This window comes from Caulobacter sp. BP25 (assembly GCF_002737755.1).
Taxonomy (GTDB): domain Bacteria; phylum Pseudomonadota; class Alphaproteobacteria; order Caulobacterales; family Caulobacteraceae; genus Caulobacter.
In genome coordinates this window covers 21,804-39,342 of record NZ_PEGH01000010.1, presented here as the reverse complement: position 1 = coordinate 39,342, position 17,539 = coordinate 21,804, and the positions used below count along the sequence as shown (strand labels likewise).

At 65.4% G+C, this 17,539-nt stretch carries 12 protein-coding genes and 1 pseudogene; 9 read left to right on the top strand and 4 right to left on the bottom strand.

The annotated features are described in order from the left end of the window. Positions 1–6 precede the first annotated feature (6 nt). From CSW59_RS07250 to CSW59_RS07230, 5 genes are all read left to right on the top strand, one after another. Complete coding sequence (locus CSW59_RS07250) at positions 7–915, top strand: amidohydrolase (protein WP_099443410.1); 909 nt, start codon at positions 7–9, stop codon at positions 913–915. A gap of 40 nt (positions 916–955) precedes the next feature. Then, on the top strand, positions 956–1,291 hold the full coding sequence (gene rhaM, locus CSW59_RS07245; protein ID WP_099443409.1) for an L-rhamnose mutarotase: 336 nt from the start codon (positions 956–958) through the stop codon (positions 1,289–1,291). 4 nt (positions 1,292–1,295) lie between these two features. Continuing rightward, positions 1,296–5,060, top strand: coding sequence for a beta-galactosidase (locus CSW59_RS07240; RefSeq protein WP_099443408.1), 3,765 nt, complete (start codon positions 1,296–1,298; stop codon positions 5,058–5,060). A gap of 39 nt (positions 5,061–5,099) precedes the next feature. Continuing rightward, positions 5,100–6,209: a glycoside hydrolase family 105 protein gene (locus CSW59_RS07235; protein ID WP_099443407.1), complete on the top strand. Its 1,110-nt coding sequence runs from the start codon at positions 5,100–5,102 to the stop codon at positions 6,207–6,209. Positions 6,210–6,299: 90 nt separating this feature from the next. Beyond that, a complete protein-coding gene (locus CSW59_RS07230) occupies positions 6,300–7,871 on the top strand; it encodes an MFS transporter (RefSeq protein ID WP_099443406.1) in 1,572 nt (523 codons plus the stop codon). Positions 7,872–7,875: 4 nt separating this feature from the next. Here CSW59_RS07230 and CSW59_RS07225 read toward each other — a convergent pair whose 3' ends face one another. The 4 genes and pseudogenes from CSW59_RS07225 to CSW59_RS07210 all read right to left on the bottom strand — a co-directional run bounded on the left by CSW59_RS07225 (position 7,876) and on the right by CSW59_RS07210 (position 11,320). After that, a complete protein-coding gene (locus tag CSW59_RS07225; protein WP_099443405.1) occupies positions 7,876–8,481 on the bottom strand; it encodes a response regulator transcription factor in 606 nt (201 codons plus the stop codon). Continuing rightward, positions 8,478–9,526 (bottom strand): annotated as a pseudogene (locus CSW59_RS07220) (sensor histidine kinase); the annotation flags it as partial. The pseudogene CSW59_RS07220 and the gene CSW59_RS07225, both read right to left, overlap by 4 nt. A 116-nt stretch (positions 9,527–9,642) precedes the next feature. Then, complete coding sequence (locus CSW59_RS07215) at positions 9,643–10,389, bottom strand: ABC transporter permease (RefSeq protein ID WP_099443404.1); 747 nt, start codon at positions 10,387–10,389, stop codon at positions 9,643–9,645. A gap of 1 nt (position 10,390) precedes the next feature. Then, positions 10,391–11,320 carry an ABC transporter ATP-binding protein gene (locus tag CSW59_RS07210; RefSeq protein ID WP_099443403.1) on the bottom strand — a complete coding sequence of 310 codons (930 nt, stop codon included), beginning with the start codon at positions 11,318–11,320 and terminating at the stop codon, positions 10,391–10,393. 188 nt (positions 11,321–11,508) lie between these two features. Between CSW59_RS07210 and CSW59_RS07205 the strand changes: the two genes are divergently transcribed. The 4 genes from CSW59_RS07205 to CSW59_RS07190 all read left to right on the top strand — a co-directional run bounded on the left by CSW59_RS07205 (position 11,509) and on the right by CSW59_RS07190 (position 17,526). Continuing rightward, positions 11,509–12,456 (top strand): UDP-glucuronic acid decarboxylase family protein, encoded by a 948-nt coding sequence (locus CSW59_RS07205; RefSeq protein ID WP_099443402.1) that lies wholly within the window; start codon positions 11,509–11,511, stop codon positions 12,454–12,456. Between the two features lie 47 nt (positions 12,457–12,503). Next, the gene (locus tag CSW59_RS07200) at positions 12,504–14,501 is read left to right on the top strand and encodes a TonB-dependent receptor (protein WP_099443401.1); all 1,998 of its coding nucleotides are present in this window, start codon (positions 12,504–12,506) and stop codon (positions 14,499–14,501) included. An 86-nt stretch (positions 14,502–14,587) separates the two neighbouring features. Further along, complete coding sequence (locus CSW59_RS07195; protein ID WP_099443400.1) at positions 14,588–17,011, top strand: M1 family metallopeptidase; 2,424 nt, start codon at positions 14,588–14,590, stop codon at positions 17,009–17,011. Continuing rightward, positions 17,008–17,526, top strand: coding sequence for a DUF6702 family protein (locus tag CSW59_RS07190; protein ID WP_099443399.1), 519 nt, complete (start codon positions 17,008–17,010; stop codon positions 17,524–17,526). Before CSW59_RS07195 ends, CSW59_RS07190 begins: the two co-directional genes overlap by 4 nt. Positions 17,527–17,539 lie beyond the last annotated feature (13 nt).

Genomic DNA, 17,539 nt, shown 5'->3' with positions numbered 1-17,539 from the left:
GGAGCCATGGCGTACACGGGCCCCATCGTCGATCCCCACATGCACCTGTGGGACCTCGATCGGCACTACTACGCCTGGCTCCAGGACACCCCGCTGCCGAACAACCCGGCCGGCGACATGACGCCGATCGCCTATAAGTCCTATGGGCTGGACGACTATCTGGCCGACGCCAAGGGCTGGAACGTCGTCCAGGTGGTCCATGTCGAATGCGGCCTGCCGCCCAAGGACCAGCTGTCGGAAACCGACTGGCTGCAATCTATCGCCGACCAGCGCGGCGTGATCGGCGGCATCGTCGCCGGGGCGAACCTGGATGATCCCGGCGTCGAGACCATGCTGGCCGCGCATGCCGAACGCCGAAGCGTCCGGGGCATCCGCCAGATCGTGAACTGGCACAAGGACCCGGCCAAGACCTATGGCCCCACGGACAAGCTGCTAGACGCCCGCTGGCGCGAGGGCTTCGCGCTACTGGCCAAGTACGACCTGTCGTTCGACCTACAACTCTATCCATCTCAGATGGCCGTCGCCGCCGAGTTGGCCGACGCTCATCCGGACATTCCGCTGATCATCAATCACGCCGGCATGCCCACCGACCGGGACGAGGCCGGACTCGCGGCGTGGCGCGAAGGTCTGGCGGCGCTGGCCAAGCGTCCCAACATCGCCTGCAAGATTTCCGGTCTGGCGATGATCGACCGGGCCTGGACCGTCGAGAGCCTGAAGCCCTTCGTGCTGCAAGTGATCGAGGCCTTCGGGGCGGAACGCTGCATGTTCGCCAGCAACTTCCCCGTGGAGAAGGTGCACGGCGGTTTCGGCGCCTTCTACGCCGCCTATGACGCGATCACGGCCCAGTTCAGCGACGAAGAGCGGGAGACCCTGTTCGCCGGCGCGGCTCGCCGTATCTACCGCCTCGCCGCCTGACCCCTATTCGACAACGACAAGAACGATCCGGGAGGACGACATGAGCACGATCCAGGAAAGCCGCCCCCTCGCCTTCCGCATGCAGCTGAAGCCGGGCGTCGCGGCCGAGTACGAGCGCCGCCATGACGAACTTTGGCCCGATCTCGCCAAAGCCCTGCGCGACGCGGGAATCTACGACTACTCGATCTTCCTGGACGAAGAGACCATGAGCCTTTTCGCAGTGCTGCGCCTACGTCCAGACAACAACAAGGACGCTTTGCCGCTGCAGCCGGTGATGAAGCGCTGGTGGGACTATATGGCCGACTTGATGGCCGTCCATCCGGACAACAAGCCCGTCGAGTGGCCGCTGAAGCCCGTCTTCTACTTCGAGGGCTGAGCACATGCGCGCCCTCCCCGTTCTAGGCCTGGCGGCTGCTCTTCTGGCGACCACGGCGCTGGCTGAGCCCACGCGCTACATGATGACGGCGTTCACCAACGCTAGCCAGTCGAACATGAGCGTCTACGACTCGGCGGACGGGACGCGTTTTTCACTGAAAAAGCCGCTGGCCTACACGCCGCCCAAGGGGCTGATCCGCGACCCCAGCGTGATGAAGCATACCGACGGCTGGTACTATGTCGCCTACACCACCGGCTGGTCGGGCGACACGATCGGCCTGGCGCGTAGCAAGGACCTGACGGACTGGACCTTCCTGCGCGACTTGAAGGTCGAGGTTCCTGGCGCCACCAACAGCTGGGCGCCGGAGTGGTTCGTCGACGAGGATGGCTCGGTAAACCTGATCCTGTCGGTCTCAACCACCGGCATCGCAGGCCAGTTCCAGGCCTACCGCCTTGCCGCGAGCGACGCTTCGCTGGCGAACTGGAGCGCGCCGAAGCCGCTTTCGGGTCTGGGCCCGAACTTCATCGACACCTTCGTGGTGCGTGAGGGAAGCCTCTATCAGGCCTTCGCCAAGAACGAGACCAGCAAGTTCATCGAGCTTTGGACCGCACCGTCGCTGGACGGCCCGTGGCAGCCCAAGGGGACCGGCGACTGGGCCGGCTGGGGCCGCTTCCTGGAAGGTCCCGCCATGGTCCGCACGCCTGACGGCGGCTGGCGGATCTATTTCGACGAGTACATGGCCAAGCGCTATTGGTACTCCGATAGCAAGAACGGCTTCCGGACCTGGACGCCGAAGGCCGAGCTGCCCGAGCTGTCGGGCACGGTTCGTCACTTCACCGTGCTGAAGGAAGGCGGCGATCAGACCGTCGCGGCCAAGCCGGCGCAAGTCCACAAGATCACGTGGGACAAGTACTCGCTGATGGTCGACGGCCAGCGGGTCTTCTCATGGGGCGGCGAGTTCCACCCCTTCCGCGTGCCCAGCCCCGACCTGTGGCGCGACATCCTCCAGAAGATGAAGGCCAGCGGCTACAACACGGTCGCGATCTATTTCGACTGGGGCTACCACTCGCCCAAGCAGGGGGTCTACGACTTCTCCGGCATCCGGGACATGGATCGCGTGCTGACCATGGCCAAGGAAGAAGGGCTCTACGTCATCACGCGGGCCGGCCCCTATGTGAACGCTGAGCTGACCCGGGGCGGCTTCCCTGGCTGGCTCGTCAACCAGCAGGCCCGGGCCCGCACCGACGCGCCCGAATACGTCACAGCCTCCGACGAGTGGCTCACGCAGATCAACGCGGTCGTGGCCCGCCATCAGCTAACCACCGGCCAGGGCACGGTCATCGCCCACCAGATCGAGAACGAGCTCGACGTCGTCGGCGCGCCGCAACAGCGCTACATGACGTGGCTGGCCGACAAGGCCAGGGCGGATGGGATCACGGTCCCGATCTTCCACAACGACAAGGGCCGCAACGGCTATTGGGTGCCGAAGGGCTCGAACGTGCCCGGAACGGTCGAGGGTCCGAACGACCTCTACGCCTTCGACGGCTATCCGGGCGGCAACTGCAAGGTTGACTCCACGCCCTCCAGTCCGGGCGTCGCGCCCGATTGGGGTCTCTACGGGGCAGGCGGCGCCAAGGGCGGCGCCTCGGCCAGCCCCAATACGCCAGGCTTCCTCGCGGAGTTTGGCGGCGGTTGGTTCGACTACTGGGGCAGCAACGGCGACTACGACTGCACCGCGATCCATCGCGGCGTAGGCTATCAGCGGGTGTTCTACGGAACCAACATCGCCAACGGCCTGACGCTGCAGAGCTTCTACATGACCTATGGCGGGACCAGCTGGGGCTGGCTGCCGGCCCCGGTCGTGTTCACGTCCTACGACTACGGCTCGGCGATCGACGAGGCCCGCGGCCTGCGCGACAAGGCGCGGGTGATGAAGCAGATGGGCGACTTCATCAACGCCGTCCCTGACCTCACCCGCATGGACAAGGGCGAGGCGGTCGCTGCCTCGAACGACAAGGTCCGCGTCTATCATAACGTCAACGCCGAGACGGGCAGCCACCTCTATGTGGTGGTCCACAATCCCAGCAGCGCCACGGGCGACGAGGCCTTTACCTTCAAGGTGAAGACGCGCGATGGCGAATACCTGGTCCCCAGCCGGATCAAGGGCCAGGACAGCAAGATGCTGATGGCCAGCTACGATCTGGGCGGCCAGCGGCTGGTCTATTCGACGTCGGAAATCCAGACGCACCTGAAGTGGAACGACGGCGATCTGGCCCTGCTCTATGGCCGCGCCGGCGAGGCGGGCGAGACCGTGCTGCGCTATGCCAGCGCGCCAAAGGTCGAGGTGCTGGAGGGCGATGCTAAGTCCGCCTTCGACGCCGCCAAGGGCGACCTGAAGCTCACCTACGCTCACAAGGGCCTGGCCCGCGTGCGGATCACCGGCGGCGGTCGCCCGCCGCTGACCCTGCTGCTGGCCGACGCCGAGACCGGCCAGACCTTCTGGCGACGCGACGAGGTGCTGGTGCGTGGTCCCGGCCTGGTGCGGAACGTCCAGATCAAGGGCGGCGTGCTCTCGCTGACCGGCGACACCGAGACCGACAGTCCGCTGGAAATCTTCGCGCCCAAGCCGGTGACCTCGCTCCGCTGGAACGACGCCAAGGTCGCGGCCAGGGCGACCGCCTCCGGCAGCCTGCTCGTCGACAAGGCCCTCCCCGGACCGGCGGCGATCACCCTGCCAGATCTGACCAAGCTCGACTGGAAAGCCGCCCTCGGCTCGCCCGAGGCCGACCCCAAGTTCGACGACAGCGCCTGGATGAAAACAGAGGGCCGCCGCAGCGCCTCGACCGTGCGCGGCCCTACGGGCCAGCCGGCGCTCGACATGAGCACCTATGGCTTCCACAACGGCGACGTCTGGTACCGGGGCCGCTATCAGGGTCGGGCGGACATCGACACCTTGACCCTGCACTACGGCGCCGGCGGCGCGGGCATGCTGCAGGTCTGGCTGGATGGCAAGTTCCTGGGCCAGCACGAGCTGGACGGCGGCCTGCCCCGCCCGATCACCACGGGCGTCGCGACCTTCAAGATCCCCGCCGAGCTGCGCGGAGCGGGCGAGCACCTGCTCTCGGTCATGGTCCGCAACAACGGTCACAACTGGGATCTCGACGCCGACGACTTCCACAAAGAGGCGCGCGGTCTGGTCTCGGCTTCGCTGTCGGGTCCGGGGACCTACAGCTTCGCCGTGCCGATCGCCTGGAGAATCCAGGGCAACAAGGGCGGCGAAGACATCGCCGATCCCGTTCGTGGCTCGCTCAACAATGGCGGTCAGTATGGCGAACGCGAAGGCTGGCACCTGCCCGGCTTCCCGGACGCAGCCTGGGCGAAGGCCGATATGGCCGCCACCAAGGCCTATGCCGGCACGACCTGGTATCGAACCCGTTTCGACCTGTCCCTGCCCAAGGATCATGACGTGACCCTGGGACTGACGATCGGTGACCCGAATGTTCCCCGTTCGCCTAACAAGCACTACCGAGTGCTGATCTTCGTCAACGGCTGGAACATGGGCCAGTTCATCGCCCATGTCGGCCCCCAGCGAACCTTTGTTCTGCCGAACGGGATAATCGACCCGCACGGCAAGAACACGATCGCCCTGGCGGTGACCAGCGACGGCGACGCCGGCGATGCGCTGGAAGCCGTCAAACTCGTCAACCTTCGCACGGTGCGCGGCGGCCTTCCCGTCGCTCGCGTCGCCGCGCCCGACTTCAAACCCTAAGACCGGCGCTCCCCCGCCGACTGTTACTGGAGACTACCCGTGCCCAATCTCGCCCACGGCCTCGAGGCCAAGGACATCAAGGCCAAGATCGCCGCTCTGATCAGCAATCTGGTCGACATCACCGATGAGACCGGTGAATTCCTGCTGCGCCTCGATGACGGCCGAGTCATCGACACCAAGGGCTGGAACGACTGGGAATGGACCCACGGCGTTGGTCTCTACGGCCTGTGGAAGCAGTACGAGATGCACGGCGACGAGCGCGCCTTCGACATCATGACCCAGTGGTTCGCCGACCGCTTCGAGGCCGGCACGCCGACCAAGAACATCAACACCGTCTCGCCGTTCCTGACCCTGGCCTACCTCTATGAGGCCACCGGCGACCACACCTACATCCCCTATCTTGAGACCTGGGCCGACTACGTCATGTACGAGGGTCCGCGCACCGAGGAAGGTGGCTTCCAGCACATCGTCTTCAACAGCGAGAACCCGCAGCAGCTGTGGGACGACACGCTGATGATGAGCGTGCTGCCGCTGGCCAAGATCGGCCTCCTGCTCGACCGCCCCGACTTTGTCGAGGAGGCCAAGCGTCAGTTCATGGTCCACATCAAGTACCTGGCCGACCGCAAGACCGGTCTGTGGTTCCACGGCTGGACGTTCCTGGGCCGTCACAACTTCGCCGACGCCCTTTGGGCGCGCGGGAACTGCTGGGTCACGATCGCCATCCCTGAGTTCATCGAGCTCTTGGACCTGAAGCCCGGCGATGGCCTGCGCGCCTTCCTGATCGACGCGCTGGAGGCCCAGATCAAGGCGCTGACGCAGTTCCAGGACCAGGAGACGGGCCTGTGGCACACGATCATCAACGACAAGACCTCCTACCTGGAAGCCTCGGCGACCGCCGGCTTCGCCTACGGCATCCTGAAGGCCGTGCGGAAGCGCTACATCAGCAAGGAATACGAGGCTGTCGCCATCCGCGCGATCAAGGGCGTGCTGGCCAATATCGACGATAAGGGCGAGCTGCAGCAGGTCTCGTTCGGCACGCCGGTGTTCGACACCATCCAGGGCTACAAGGACATCCCCCTGACCTCGATGCCCTATGGCCAATCGCTGGCCATGCTGGCGCTGGGTGAGTTCCAGCGCGCCTTCATCTAGGCCCACAAGCCTTTGTATTGATTACCGGTCCGCTCTTCGGGGCGGACCGGACGGGGCGGCAAGACCCCCTGAACTGGGAACGAAACGCATATGGCTGCCTCGGACGCGCGCAAGCCCACTTGGGTCAACTATTGGGGCTGGGGATCGGGCGACATGCTCGGGGCCGGCGCCCAGGCGGTGATCACCGGCTGGCTGGCCTACTTCTTCATCACCTTCTGCGGGCTGTCTCCGGTGGAGACAGGCCTGATCCTGGGCCTGCCGCGCCTTCTGGAGGCGATCACCTGCCCGCTGATCGGCTACATCTCCGACAACCTGCGACACACCTGGGTCGGGCGAAAGATCGGCCGCAGGAAGATCTTCCTGCTCATCACCATCCCGCTCCTGCCGGCCTTCGCCCTGATCTTCGTCACGGGCCAGACCTTCACCTACTATCTGGTGACCTTCATCTTCTTCGAACTCGTCTACACGATGTTCCTGATCCCGTGGGAAACTCTCGCGGCCGAAATGACGAAGGATTACAAGGAGAAAGCGAAGTTCGCCGGCGCGCGGATGCTGGTCGCCCAGAGCTCGGCGATCCTGGCCTCGTACCTGCCGACGCTGATCATCAACAATTTCGGCGGTAAGGACTCGCCAAACACCTTCCTGATCATGGCGACAATCTTCGGCGTGCTTTTCAGCCTGGTCGTGATCCTGGTGATCCTGCTGTCATGGGAACGCCCCTACACCGAGGACGAGAAGCTAATCCAGCCCGAACCCATGGACTGGGGCAAGGCGGCGATGATCCCGGTCAATATGTTCCGCGACCTGTTCTCGACCCTGAAGATCAAGGCCTTCCGCCAACACCTGTCGCTGTATCTGGGCGGCTACATCAGCCAGGACATCTTCAACACCGCCTTCCCGTTGTTCGTGGCGACGGTGATGGTCGGCTCGACCCTGATCATCTCGCAGCTGATGACGACCATGTACGTGGCTCAGCTAATCTCGGTGATGATCGCTATCCGCGTGATCATCCGGACAGGCCCGGTGGTCGCCTACCGCATGGCCATCACCAGCGTCGGCTTGGCCCTGCTGCTGTTCATGGCCTTCTACCTGATCCCGCCGGCGGGCTTCACCGAAAGCGTCGCGAACCTGAACGGCAACATCTACAACCTCGCCGCCAGCCCGACGGTTCTGTTCTGGCTGTTCGTCCCGATCATCCTGGCGGGCCTGGGTCGTGGCACGCTGAACTTCGTGCCGTGGGGCGTCTACAACTACCTGCCTGACGTCGACGAGGCGGTCACGGGCCAGCGTCGCGAAGGCATCTTCGCCGGCGTCATGACACTGACCCGCAAGGTCGCCCAGTCCGGCGCGATCCTGCTGACTACCAGCCTGATCGGCATGGGCGGTTTCGTCTCCGCGCCCAAGGGCCAGCCGCTCGCCCAGCAGACGCCGGAAGCCATCCAGGCCCTGGTGCTGGTCATGGTCGGCGGGCCGCTGCTGGTGATGATCGCCGGCATGGTGATCTCCTGGCGCTTCCGCCTCAACGCGCGCACCCACGAGGTGCTGGTGCACGAAGTCGAGCGCCTGCGCGCCGGCGCGACCGAAGCGGAGACGCCCGAGTCCAAGCAGATCGTCGAAGATCTGACCGGCTGGAAGTGGGAACGGCTCTGGGGTCGAGGCTAGGGCTCTAAAGCCAACCGTTGGAGCGGGCGATCCGGCCCGCCTCCACGCGGTTGGCCGCGCCCAGCTTCTGAGCCGCCTCAGAGAGATAGTTGCGGACCGTGCCGGGGGAGAGCTCCAGTACGTCGGCGATATCCTTGTTCGAACGCCCCTCCTCCGCGAGGCGCAAGATCTCTCGCTCGCGGTCGGTGAGCGGGTCTGGTTCAGCGTCCCAGATCGCCTCGGACAGTTCAGGCGCGATGGCGCGCCCTCCCGAGGCGACGGTGCGGACCGCGGCCGCCAGAACGCTGCTGGGTCCGTCCTTCAGGAGATAGCCTTTCACACCGGCGTCCAGGGCGCGACGAAGGTAGCCAGGTCTGCCAAACGTGGTGACGATCAGCACCCGCGTCGCCACCCCTTCGCTCTTCAGCCGGGTGGCCACGTCAATGCCCGTCAGGTAGGGCATCTCGATGTCGGAGATGAGCACGTCGGGCCTTTGGGCGCGAACCAACGCCAAGGCCTCGTTTCCGTCCGCCGCACGCCCGACGACCTGGATATCGCCCTCAAGCTCCAGCAGGGCGCTTAGGGCGCCGAGCACCATTTTCTGGTCCTCGGCGATCACGACACGGATCATAGAGCAGCCTGCAAGGGAGCGGTGGCGACAAGACGCGAGCCGCGCTTGTCGGATTGAATCTCGAGGCCGCCTCCGATAGCCGCCAGCCGCGCGCGCATACCCTTCAGGCCCGACCCCTCCGCGATCTTGCCGCCCCCCCATCGTCAGCGACGGTGAGCACGAGCGAGGACGCGGTGGGCTCCAGTCGGATCTCGCATCGACGGGCGCCGGCGTGGCGGATCACATTGGTGACCGCCTCGCGCAAAGCCATGGCCAGCACCGCCTCCTGGCCCGGATGACCGTCGGTGGCCAGGGCGGTTATGTCGGCCTGGACATTGGCGGCGGCCAGGGCCTGGCGGGCCTTGTCCAGCTCGAGCGCAAGCGACGCGCCTCGCATGCCGACGACCGCTGTCCGCACCTCGCTCAAGGCCTCGCGGGCGGCGGCGGCGACCTCCTGCATCTCACGCTCGGCCGCCTCGGCGTCTCGGCTGACCAGACGCGCGGCCAACTCGGCCTTGATCGCGACCAGGGTCAGGGTGTGGCCGAGCAGGTCATGCAGGTCGCGCGATATCCGCTCGCGCTCGGCGGTCGTCGCCAGGGCGCGGACCTCTTCGTGAGCGACGGCGAGCTCCTGGTTCTTTCGCTCCATGTCGCTCTGCATCAGCCCGGCGAAGCCAACGACCGCGCCGAAGATCAGACCCGAAACCCAGGCCGACAAGCCATGGGCCTGCAACAAGGGGCCCAGCGCGAGCAGGATAAGCTCCAGAGCGATCATCGTCCGGACCGCCACGCCACGGGACGTCATGCGCGCGGCGAAGGACATGGCGTAGATCGTGTAGACGCTCCAGCCGACGTTGAACCGCGAGAGCCCCAGGCCCAGGCAGAAGATAGCGATCACCTGCCACAGCGTCGGCCGCCCCCGCTGCCGCCAGATCATCACGAAGAGCGCCAGGAAGGCGGCCGCTCCCGCGAGAGAGGCCGCGACCTCGACCGGCCCTGGTTTCCTGTAGAGCCAGCTGATGAAGTAGAACGGAACGTAGATCAGCCAGATAAAATGCCAGCGGGCCTGGAGGGTGCGGCCAGAGAAGGCCGGCCTCTTGGGGGAGTGCTCGCTCGCGCCCTCAAGCGAAGTCGCCTGATCCTTGTTCATCCCATCGGTGTCGCGCGCCCAGGAGCCCACGGTCAAGCCGTCTGGCGGCGCCAGGCCGCCCAAGCCCCGAACACAGCGGCTAGGGTCATGGCGACGAGGATCGAAACATGGTGCTCCACATTCGCCATCGGCTGCATTCCCGACAGCATCTGGGACAGTTGCCCAAGGTAGTAGGACGGCGTCAGCCTGGCGATATCACCGAACCATCCAGGCATCGCGCTCAGCGGGATCCACAGGCCTCCAAACAGCGAGAAGGCGAGGAACACGAGATTGGCCAAGGCCGTCGCGCCCTGTGAGCCCATGCGCAGCCCGATGTTCAAGCCGATCATGGCGAAGGGGATGGTCGAGACCAGGCCAAGACCCAGGGTCGCCGCCCAGCGCCAGGCGTCCATGCGCACCCCACCGAACCAGGCCAGGCCGCCCAGAAGCACGACCGAAGCGGCGATCAGCGCCAAGGCCGCAGCCAGCCGTCCAACCAGATAACCGCCGGCAGGCAGGGGCGCGATCTGTTTCAGCTGGATGAGCTTTGCCTCGCGCTCGGCGGCGACCCCCGCGCCGAAGCCGAACATGGCCGGCGCGATCGCGGCGAAGATCACGTAGTTGGCCAGCATGAAATGCGCGACCTCCTCGCGTCCCTTGCTGAGTCCCAGCCCCATGACGCCGTAGAAAAGCAGCGGCAGGGCGACGCTGGGAATGACGAACTGGGGGGTGCGCACCGTCGACACGATCTGAGCGCGGGATTCACGGCCGTAGATAGCCAAGGTGTGTAGAGTGGACATCTCAGGCGACCTCGGTTTGGCGTTGCGCCGGGGAACCGGCCTGGACAAGACCTGTGACGGCGTCTTCCAGCGAAGCGCCCGTGACGGTTAGGTCATCTATGGTTTCATCACGCGCCAGCAGCTCGCGCAGGGTGGCGGTGGCGGAGGTGGTCAGCAGGGTGACGCGGCCGCCGTCGCGGCTAAGGCTGGTCACCCGCGCAAGGCTGGCTAGGTCGGCGTCGGCCAAGCGCGTGCGGCAGCGGATCGCGACAGCCGACACTTGGCTCTTGATCGCCTCGGGCGTGCCGTCGGCGATGACGCGACCGTGGTCGATCACGACAATGCGGTCGGCCAGGGCCTCTGCCTCGTCAAGGTGGTGGGTCGTCAGCAGGACCGCCGCCCCGCGAGCGATCTCGGCGCGGACCGCGGTCCAAAGCCCCCGGCGGGCGTCGATATCCATGCCCGTCGTCGGCTCGTCCAGAACGAGAAAGTCTGGACGACCGGCGATCGCGATAGCGAACTGGACCCGTCGCTGCTGGCCGCCCGAAAGCGCGCCACATCGACGGTTCTCCAGACCATCAAGCCCCGCCAATCGGAGAGCTTCTTCCAAAGGCCGCGGCCGGCGGTAGTAGGCGCGGAATAGGTCCACCTGCTCGCTTACGGTCAGAGTGTGCGGAAGGCCGGCCTCTTGCAGCATCACGCCCATGCGGCCACGGGTGTCGATGTCACGCGGATCGCCACCAAACAGGCGGACCTGGCCGGCGTCCGGATGCAGACGGCCGGTGAGCAAGGCGACGCTGGTGCTCTTGCCCGCGCCATTGGGGCCCAGCAGGGCTACGCACTGGCCCGGACGGATGATCAGGTCCAGACCGTCCAGGGCTTGTGTCGCGCCCCGCCGCTTGGTGACCTGGCTGAGCAGGCCGACAGGTATTTGGGTTGGGCTCTCTGACATGGTTGGCTCCCCTCGATGTCGAAACCAACATGCGGCGGGGGAACGCTGTTCATCAGTGCCACCCGTCACTGGGCCGACATGACAAACGTCACCTTGCCCCGGCGCCGGCGCAAACCCGCCCTTGGAGACGCGGCGAGCGGCGCGTTACAAACGAATTCTACGTGAGTCCGGGGGAGTCAGATCGCGCTATGCATATGCAGAGAATTCTCGTGACGGGCGGCGCCGGCTTCGTCGGATCGCACCTGTGCGATCGTCTGCTTGAGAGCGGCGCCGAGGTGCTTTGCGTCGACAACTACTATACCGGCTCGCGCCTGAACGTGGCTCAGCATCTTTCCAACCCACGCTTCGAGCTGCTGCGTCACGACGTGACCATGCCGCTTTATGTCGAGGTCGACCAAATCTACAATCTGGCCTGCCCCGCTAGCCCCGTGCACTATCAGTTCGACCCCGTGCAGACGACCAAGACCAGCGTTCACGGCGCCATCAACATGCTGGGGCTGGCCAAGCGGGTGAAAGCCAAGATCCTGCAGGCCTCGACCTCCGAGGTGTACGGCGACCCGAGCATCCATCCTCAGGTCGAGAGCTACTGGGGCAACGTCAATCCGATCGGCATCCGCTCTTGCTACGACGAGGGCAAGCGCTGCGCCGAGACGCTGTTCTTCGACTACTGGCGCCAGCACAAGCTGCGCATCAAGGTGGCGCGGATCTTCAACACCTATGGCCCGCGCATGCATCCGAACGACGGGCGGGTGGTGTCGAACTTCATCGTCCAGGCCCTGAAGGGCGAGGACATCACCCTCTATGGCGATGGCACCCAGACGCGGTCGTTCTGCTATGTCGATGACTTGGTGGACGGCCTGATCCGGCTGATGAACACGGGCGACGACGTCACCGGCCCGATCAATCTTGGCAATCCCGTCGAGTTCACGATGAAGCAGCTTGCAGAGCTGGTTCTTGAACTGACCGGCAGCAAGTCGGCGCTGGTCCATCGCCCCCTGCCTTCCGATGACCCGCGCCAGCGCCAGCCCGACATCACGCTCGCCAAGCAGCATCTGGATTGGACGCCCAAGGCGCCATTGAAGGTTGGGCTGACGAAGACCATCGAATACTTCGACGGCCTGCTCAAAGCGGCGTGACGCCACCCAGCCTTGCTCCCGTCGCGGCGCGCCGGTAACAGCCGGTCATGTCGCGTAACGTTTCCCTGCTGGCCCTGGTGCTGGCCACATCCCTTCCCGCCTTCGCTCAAGGCCAGGAGGTCGAGGCGATCTCGGTCTGGGGGCGACGCGCCAACGACCTTGGGCGCGCGACCTCGGCCAGCGAGGGCCGTATCGCCTATGCGGACTTCGCCGTCCGCCCTCTGCTCAGGCCCGGCGAGCTGATCGAAGCGGTGCCGGGCTTGGCGGCGACCCAGCATTCCGGCGCGGGCAAGGCCAACCAGTATTTCCTGCGCGGCTTCAACCTGGACCACGGCACGGACCTGGCAGCCTCGCTGGATGGCGTCCCTCTGAACCTGCCGTCGCACGGCCATGGCCAGGGCTATCTGGACCTGAACCTGCTGACGCCCGAGTTCGTCCATGACATCAGTTTCAAAAAGGGTCCCTACTCGGCCGAGAACGGCGACTTCGCCACGGCAGGCGCTGTCGCCTTCGAGACCGCCGACCACCTGCACGGCGACGGGCTCCAGGCCTGGGCCGGTGAGAACGACTATTATCGCGCCGTCGGGTCGAAGGCGCTGACCGAAAACGTCCTGGTCGCGGCGGACCTCTCGACCGCGCGCGGGGCTTGGACGAACCCCGAGGACCTTCGCAAGATCAATCTTCTAGGCCGCGCTCTGGCGGGCGGCTGGTCGATCACCGCCCTCGCCTATGACGCCAAGTGGAACGCCACGGACCAGATTCCGCGCCGAGCGGTCGAGTCCGGCGCCCTGGGGCGTCTGGACGCGGTCGATGCGACCGACGGCGGAAACACCGCGCGCTATATGCTGTCGGCCCGTCGCCGCGACCTGCTGCGCGGTCTCGACGCGGTTGTCTACGTCCAGCGCTATACGCTCGATCTCTATTCAAACTTCACCTACTTCCTGGACGATCCGATCAACGGCGACCAGTTCGAGCAGGTCGATCGCCGTTGGATCTATGGCGGCTCGCTGATCAAGCGATGGAGCCTGGGCGACGGCTGGAGCGCCCGCACAGGTGTCTCGGCCCGCATAGACGACATCGGCAAGGTAGGCCTCTATCGCACCACCGCCCGCTTGCGACGGGCGACGGTGCGCCAAGACTCACTGACTGAATGGTCGACGGCGCTGTGGGGTGAAGCCTCCAGGCGCTTTGGCCAGGTGGACGCCACCTTTGGCCTGCGCGCCGACGCCCTGGGCGCCGATGTCGACGCGGGCGATCCTCGCAACAGCGGGACCGTCAGCGATCTTCAGGTCAGCCCCAAGCTCGCTCTGGCCTGGCGGATTTCCAAGACCTTCGAGCTCTATGCCGACGCGGGGCGCGGCTTCCACTCCAATGACGCGCGGGGCGTGGTGATCACGGTCGATCCGGTCACCGGCGATCCGGCCGAGCGCGCGCCTTTGATTTCCCCCACCGACGGCGCGGAGCTGGGCCTGCGGTGGAAGCGCGGCGACCTGGCCCTGACCGCCGCAGCCTGGGCGCTGCGTGTAGACTCCGAGCTCGTCTATGTCGGCGACGCGGGTTTCACCGAAGCCAGCGGCGCCACCCGCCGCCGGGGCGTGGAGCTGTTAGCGGACTGGCGACCGACCGCTCATCTGAGCCTGACAGGCTCCTACGCCGCAACGCACGCCCGGTTCGCCGGCGATCCGCCCGAAGGCGACCGCATTCCCAACGCGGTGAGCTCTGTGCTCAGCGCGGGCGCCACCTGGACGCCGATCAAGGGCTCGTCCCTGTCTCTGACCTATCGCAGGCTTGGTGGCGCGCCTCTGGTCGAGGACAATTCGGTCCGCTCGCGCCCCACGAGCCTGGTCAACGCCTTGCTTGCTCAGGATTTGGGTCGCGCCAGCCTGCTGGTCGAGGTGCTGAACCTGACCAACAGCAAGCGCGACGACATCGCCTACCTCTATGCCTCAAGGCTGCCCGGAGAGCCGGCGAGCGGGGTCGAGGACATCCATTTCCATCCGGTGGAGCCCCGGGCTGTGCGCGCGGGCGTCAAGATAAGCTTTTGACGCCGAAGGACGGAAAAAAGGGATGATTTCCCCCGCCGCCATAGCCAAGGTGTCGTCGGGGTTCGTCAGGGTTCTGAATTGAGGGGCTGAACTTGTCCAAGAGTTCTATTCGTTACGCCGTCGCCGGCGTCATCGTGGCCACACTGGCCGCGTCTGTTGCTCACGCCGACGCTATCAAGCAGACCAAGGCGCCGTTCGAGGACAAGTTCCGCCAACTGGAGGGCGAGGACTGGCCGACCCCGACCGACTACCGCAACGCCGCGGGCGCGCCGGGCTATCGCTACTGGCAGCAGAAGGTCGACTACGACGTCTCGGTTCGTCTGGACGAAGACGCCAAGCTGCTGACCGGCAAGGAAACGATCACCTACCGCAACAACTCACCCGACAACCTGCCCTATCTGTGGCTGTTGCTGGACCAGGACTACAAGCGAGACTCGATCAGCAAGATGACCGAGACGGTCTCCGGCGACTCGATGAGCCTGGGCCAGGTTCGCCGCATACAGCGCCTCAAGGAATGGGAAGGCGGCTTCACCATCAAGTCGGTGAAGGACGCTTCGGGCCGTTCGCTGAAGTTCACCGTCGTCGACACCCTGCTGCGCGTCGACCTGCCGGCCGCCGTGCGCGCCAATGGCGGCGAGACCAAGTTCACGATCGAATGGTCCCTGCCCATGGTCGAGAACAAGGTGGTTGGCGGCCGCAGCGGCTACGAGTGCTTCACCGGCAAGGGCGAAGACGGCAACTGCATCTACGAGGGCGCGCAGTGGTTCCCCAGGCTTGCGGTCTATTCGGACTATGAGGGCTGGCACAACAAGGCCTTCCTCGGTTCGGGCGAGTTCACGCTGGAGTTCGGCGACTACCGCGTGGCCCTGACTGTGCCGTCCGACCACGTCGTGTCGGCCACAGGCGTGCTTCAGAACCCGGCCGCCGTGCTCAGCGCCGCCCAGCGTGATCGCCTGGCCAAGGCCCGCACAGCCAGCGAGCCGGTCTATGTCGTCACGCCCGAAGAGGCCCTGGCCGCCGAGAAGGGCAAGGCCAAGACCGAGAAGACTTGGGTCTTCCAGGCCAGCAATGTGCGCGACTTCGGCTGGGCCAGCTCGCGCAAGTTCGTCTGGGACGCTCTGGGCGTGAAGCAGGAAGACACCAAGGCCGAACATCCGGTCGTGATGGCCATGTCGTTCTTCCCGAAGGAGGCGCGCCCGCTGTGGGACGCCTATTCGACGAAGTCGATCGCCCACACCCTGAAGGTCTATTCGGACTTCACCTTCGCCTATCCCTATCCGGTGGCCCAATCGGTCAACGGCCCGGTCGGCGGCATGGAATATCCGATGATCAGCTTCAACGGCCCCCGGCCGGTGAAGGACAAGAAGACCGGCGCCCTCACCTACACCGAACGCGCCAAGTACGGCCTGATCGGCGTGGTGATCCACGAGGTGGGCCACAACTACTTCCCGATGATCGTCAATTCCGACGAGCGCCAGTGGACCTGGATGGACGAGGGCCTCAACAGCTTCCTCGAGTTCCAGGCCGAGGTGCAGTGGGACAAGAAGTTCCCGGCGCGTCGCGGCGAGCCCAAGGACATCGTCGAGTACATGGTCAGCCAGGACCAAGTGCCGCTGATGACCCAGTCGGACTCGGTGATCCAGTTCGGTCCGAACGGCTATTCCAAGCCCGCAACCGCTCTGGTCATCCTGCGCGAGACGATCATGGGCCGCGAGCTGTTCGATCGCGCCTTCAAGGAGTACTCGAACCGTTGGCGGTTCAAACACCCCACCCCCTACGACTTCTTCCGCACGATGGAAGAATCTTCGGGCGTTGACCTCGACTGGTTCTGGCGCGGCTGGTTTTACTCGACCGATCACGTCGACATCGCGCTGGAAAAGATCGTCCAGGGTCGCCTCGACAGCGGCGATCCCGACGTCGAGTCCGCCAGCCGCAAGACCGAGCGCGCCAAGGAGCCGGAATCGCGCACCGCCGCTAACAACAAGGCTCCGACCGTCGTCGAGCTCGACGCCAAGACGCGCGACTTCTACAACGCCAACGACGAGTTCGCGGTATTCGACAGCGCTCGTAAGAAGGCCAAGTCGGCGCGCGAAGACCTGACGCCAGAAGAGCTGGCCGCTCAGGACTTCAAGGACAACGTCTATCGCTTCACCTTCCGCAACATCGGCGGCCTGGTGATGCCGGTGATCCTGAAGATGGATTTCGCTGACGGCTCCTCGGAGACGGTTCGCATTCCCGCCGAGATCTGGCGCAAGAGCTCCAAGCAAGTCACCTGGCAGTATGTGTCGACCAAGCAGTTGAAGGGCGCCCAGCTGGATCCGCTGTGGGAAACCGCTGACGCTGATCGCGGCAACAACGTCTATGAAGGCGCGATCGTCCCGACGACCTTCAAGATCGCCAAGCCGCCGGAAGCCGCCAACCGCATGAAGGACGCCAATCTGAAGGTCGAACCCGACAGCCTGGCCACCCTGCCCAACGCCGAACCCAAGAAGGACGAAGGCTCCAAGTGAACCGGCGCGCGGCCGTTCTGCTGGCGGTGGCGGGCCTTGTGTTCGCCCCGCTTCCGGCGGCCGCGCATCGCGGCCACGGCGCGCTCAGCGTCGTGGAAATCGACGGCAAGACCGGCGCCGTCACGGTCAGCCACCGCATCCCGGCTCACGACGCGGAGCCGGCGCTGGCCGTGATCGCGCCCGACGCCCAAGCCAGCCTTGATGATCCGGACGCGATCGAAGCGCTGAAAGGCTACATGGCCACACGGTTCACGGTGGCCGCCGCCGGCGCGCCCATCGCGCTCACACTCAAGGACATGACCCTCGGCGCGGACGAGGTGCGTTTCGAATATGTCGGCAAAATTCCGCCGACCGCCGTCTCGGAAGAAATCACCGTGAGGGCCGCCATGTTCGCCGATGTCTACGGCGACCAGGTCAACCAGGTGAACATCCGCCGCCTGGGCGTCACGCGCACCCTGATCTTCAACGGGTCCGAAGCGGGCGCGCCTCAGACATTGGACGCGGTCGCGCCCTGAGCGGGACATGACA

What these genes read in the sequence shown, in the direction of transcription:
- CSW59_RS07210 (WP_099443403.1), bottom strand. Translation starts at nt 11,320, where the DNA reads ATGTCAGAGAGCCCAACCCAAATACCTGTCGGCCTGCTCAGCCAGGTC.
- CSW59_RS07215 (WP_099443404.1), bottom strand. Translation starts at nt 10,389, where the DNA reads ATGTCCACTCTACACACCTTGGCTATCTACGGCCGTGAATCCCGCGCT.
- CSW59_RS07200 (WP_099443401.1), top strand. Translation starts at nt 12,504, where the DNA reads ATGTCGCGTAACGTTTCCCTGCTGGCCCTGGTGCTGGCCACATCCCTT.
- CSW59_RS07205 (WP_099443402.1), top strand. Translation starts at nt 11,509, where the DNA reads ATGCATATGCAGAGAATTCTCGTGACGGGCGGCGCCGGCTTCGTCGGA.
- CSW59_RS07230 (WP_099443406.1), top strand. Translation starts at nt 6,300, where the DNA reads ATGGCTGCCTCGGACGCGCGCAAGCCCACTTGGGTCAACTATTGGGGC.
- CSW59_RS07250 (WP_099443410.1), top strand. Translation starts at nt 7, where the DNA reads ATGGCGTACACGGGCCCCATCGTCGATCCCCACATGCACCTGTGGGAC.
- CSW59_RS07240 (WP_099443408.1), top strand. Translation starts at nt 1,296, where the DNA reads ATGCGCGCCCTCCCCGTTCTAGGCCTGGCGGCTGCTCTTCTGGCGACC.
- rhaM (WP_099443409.1), top strand. Translation starts at nt 956, where the DNA reads ATGAGCACGATCCAGGAAAGCCGCCCCCTCGCCTTCCGCATGCAGCTG.
- CSW59_RS07225 (WP_099443405.1), bottom strand. Translation starts at nt 8,481, where the DNA reads ATGATCCGTGTCGTGATCGCCGAGGACCAGAAAATGGTGCTCGGCGCC.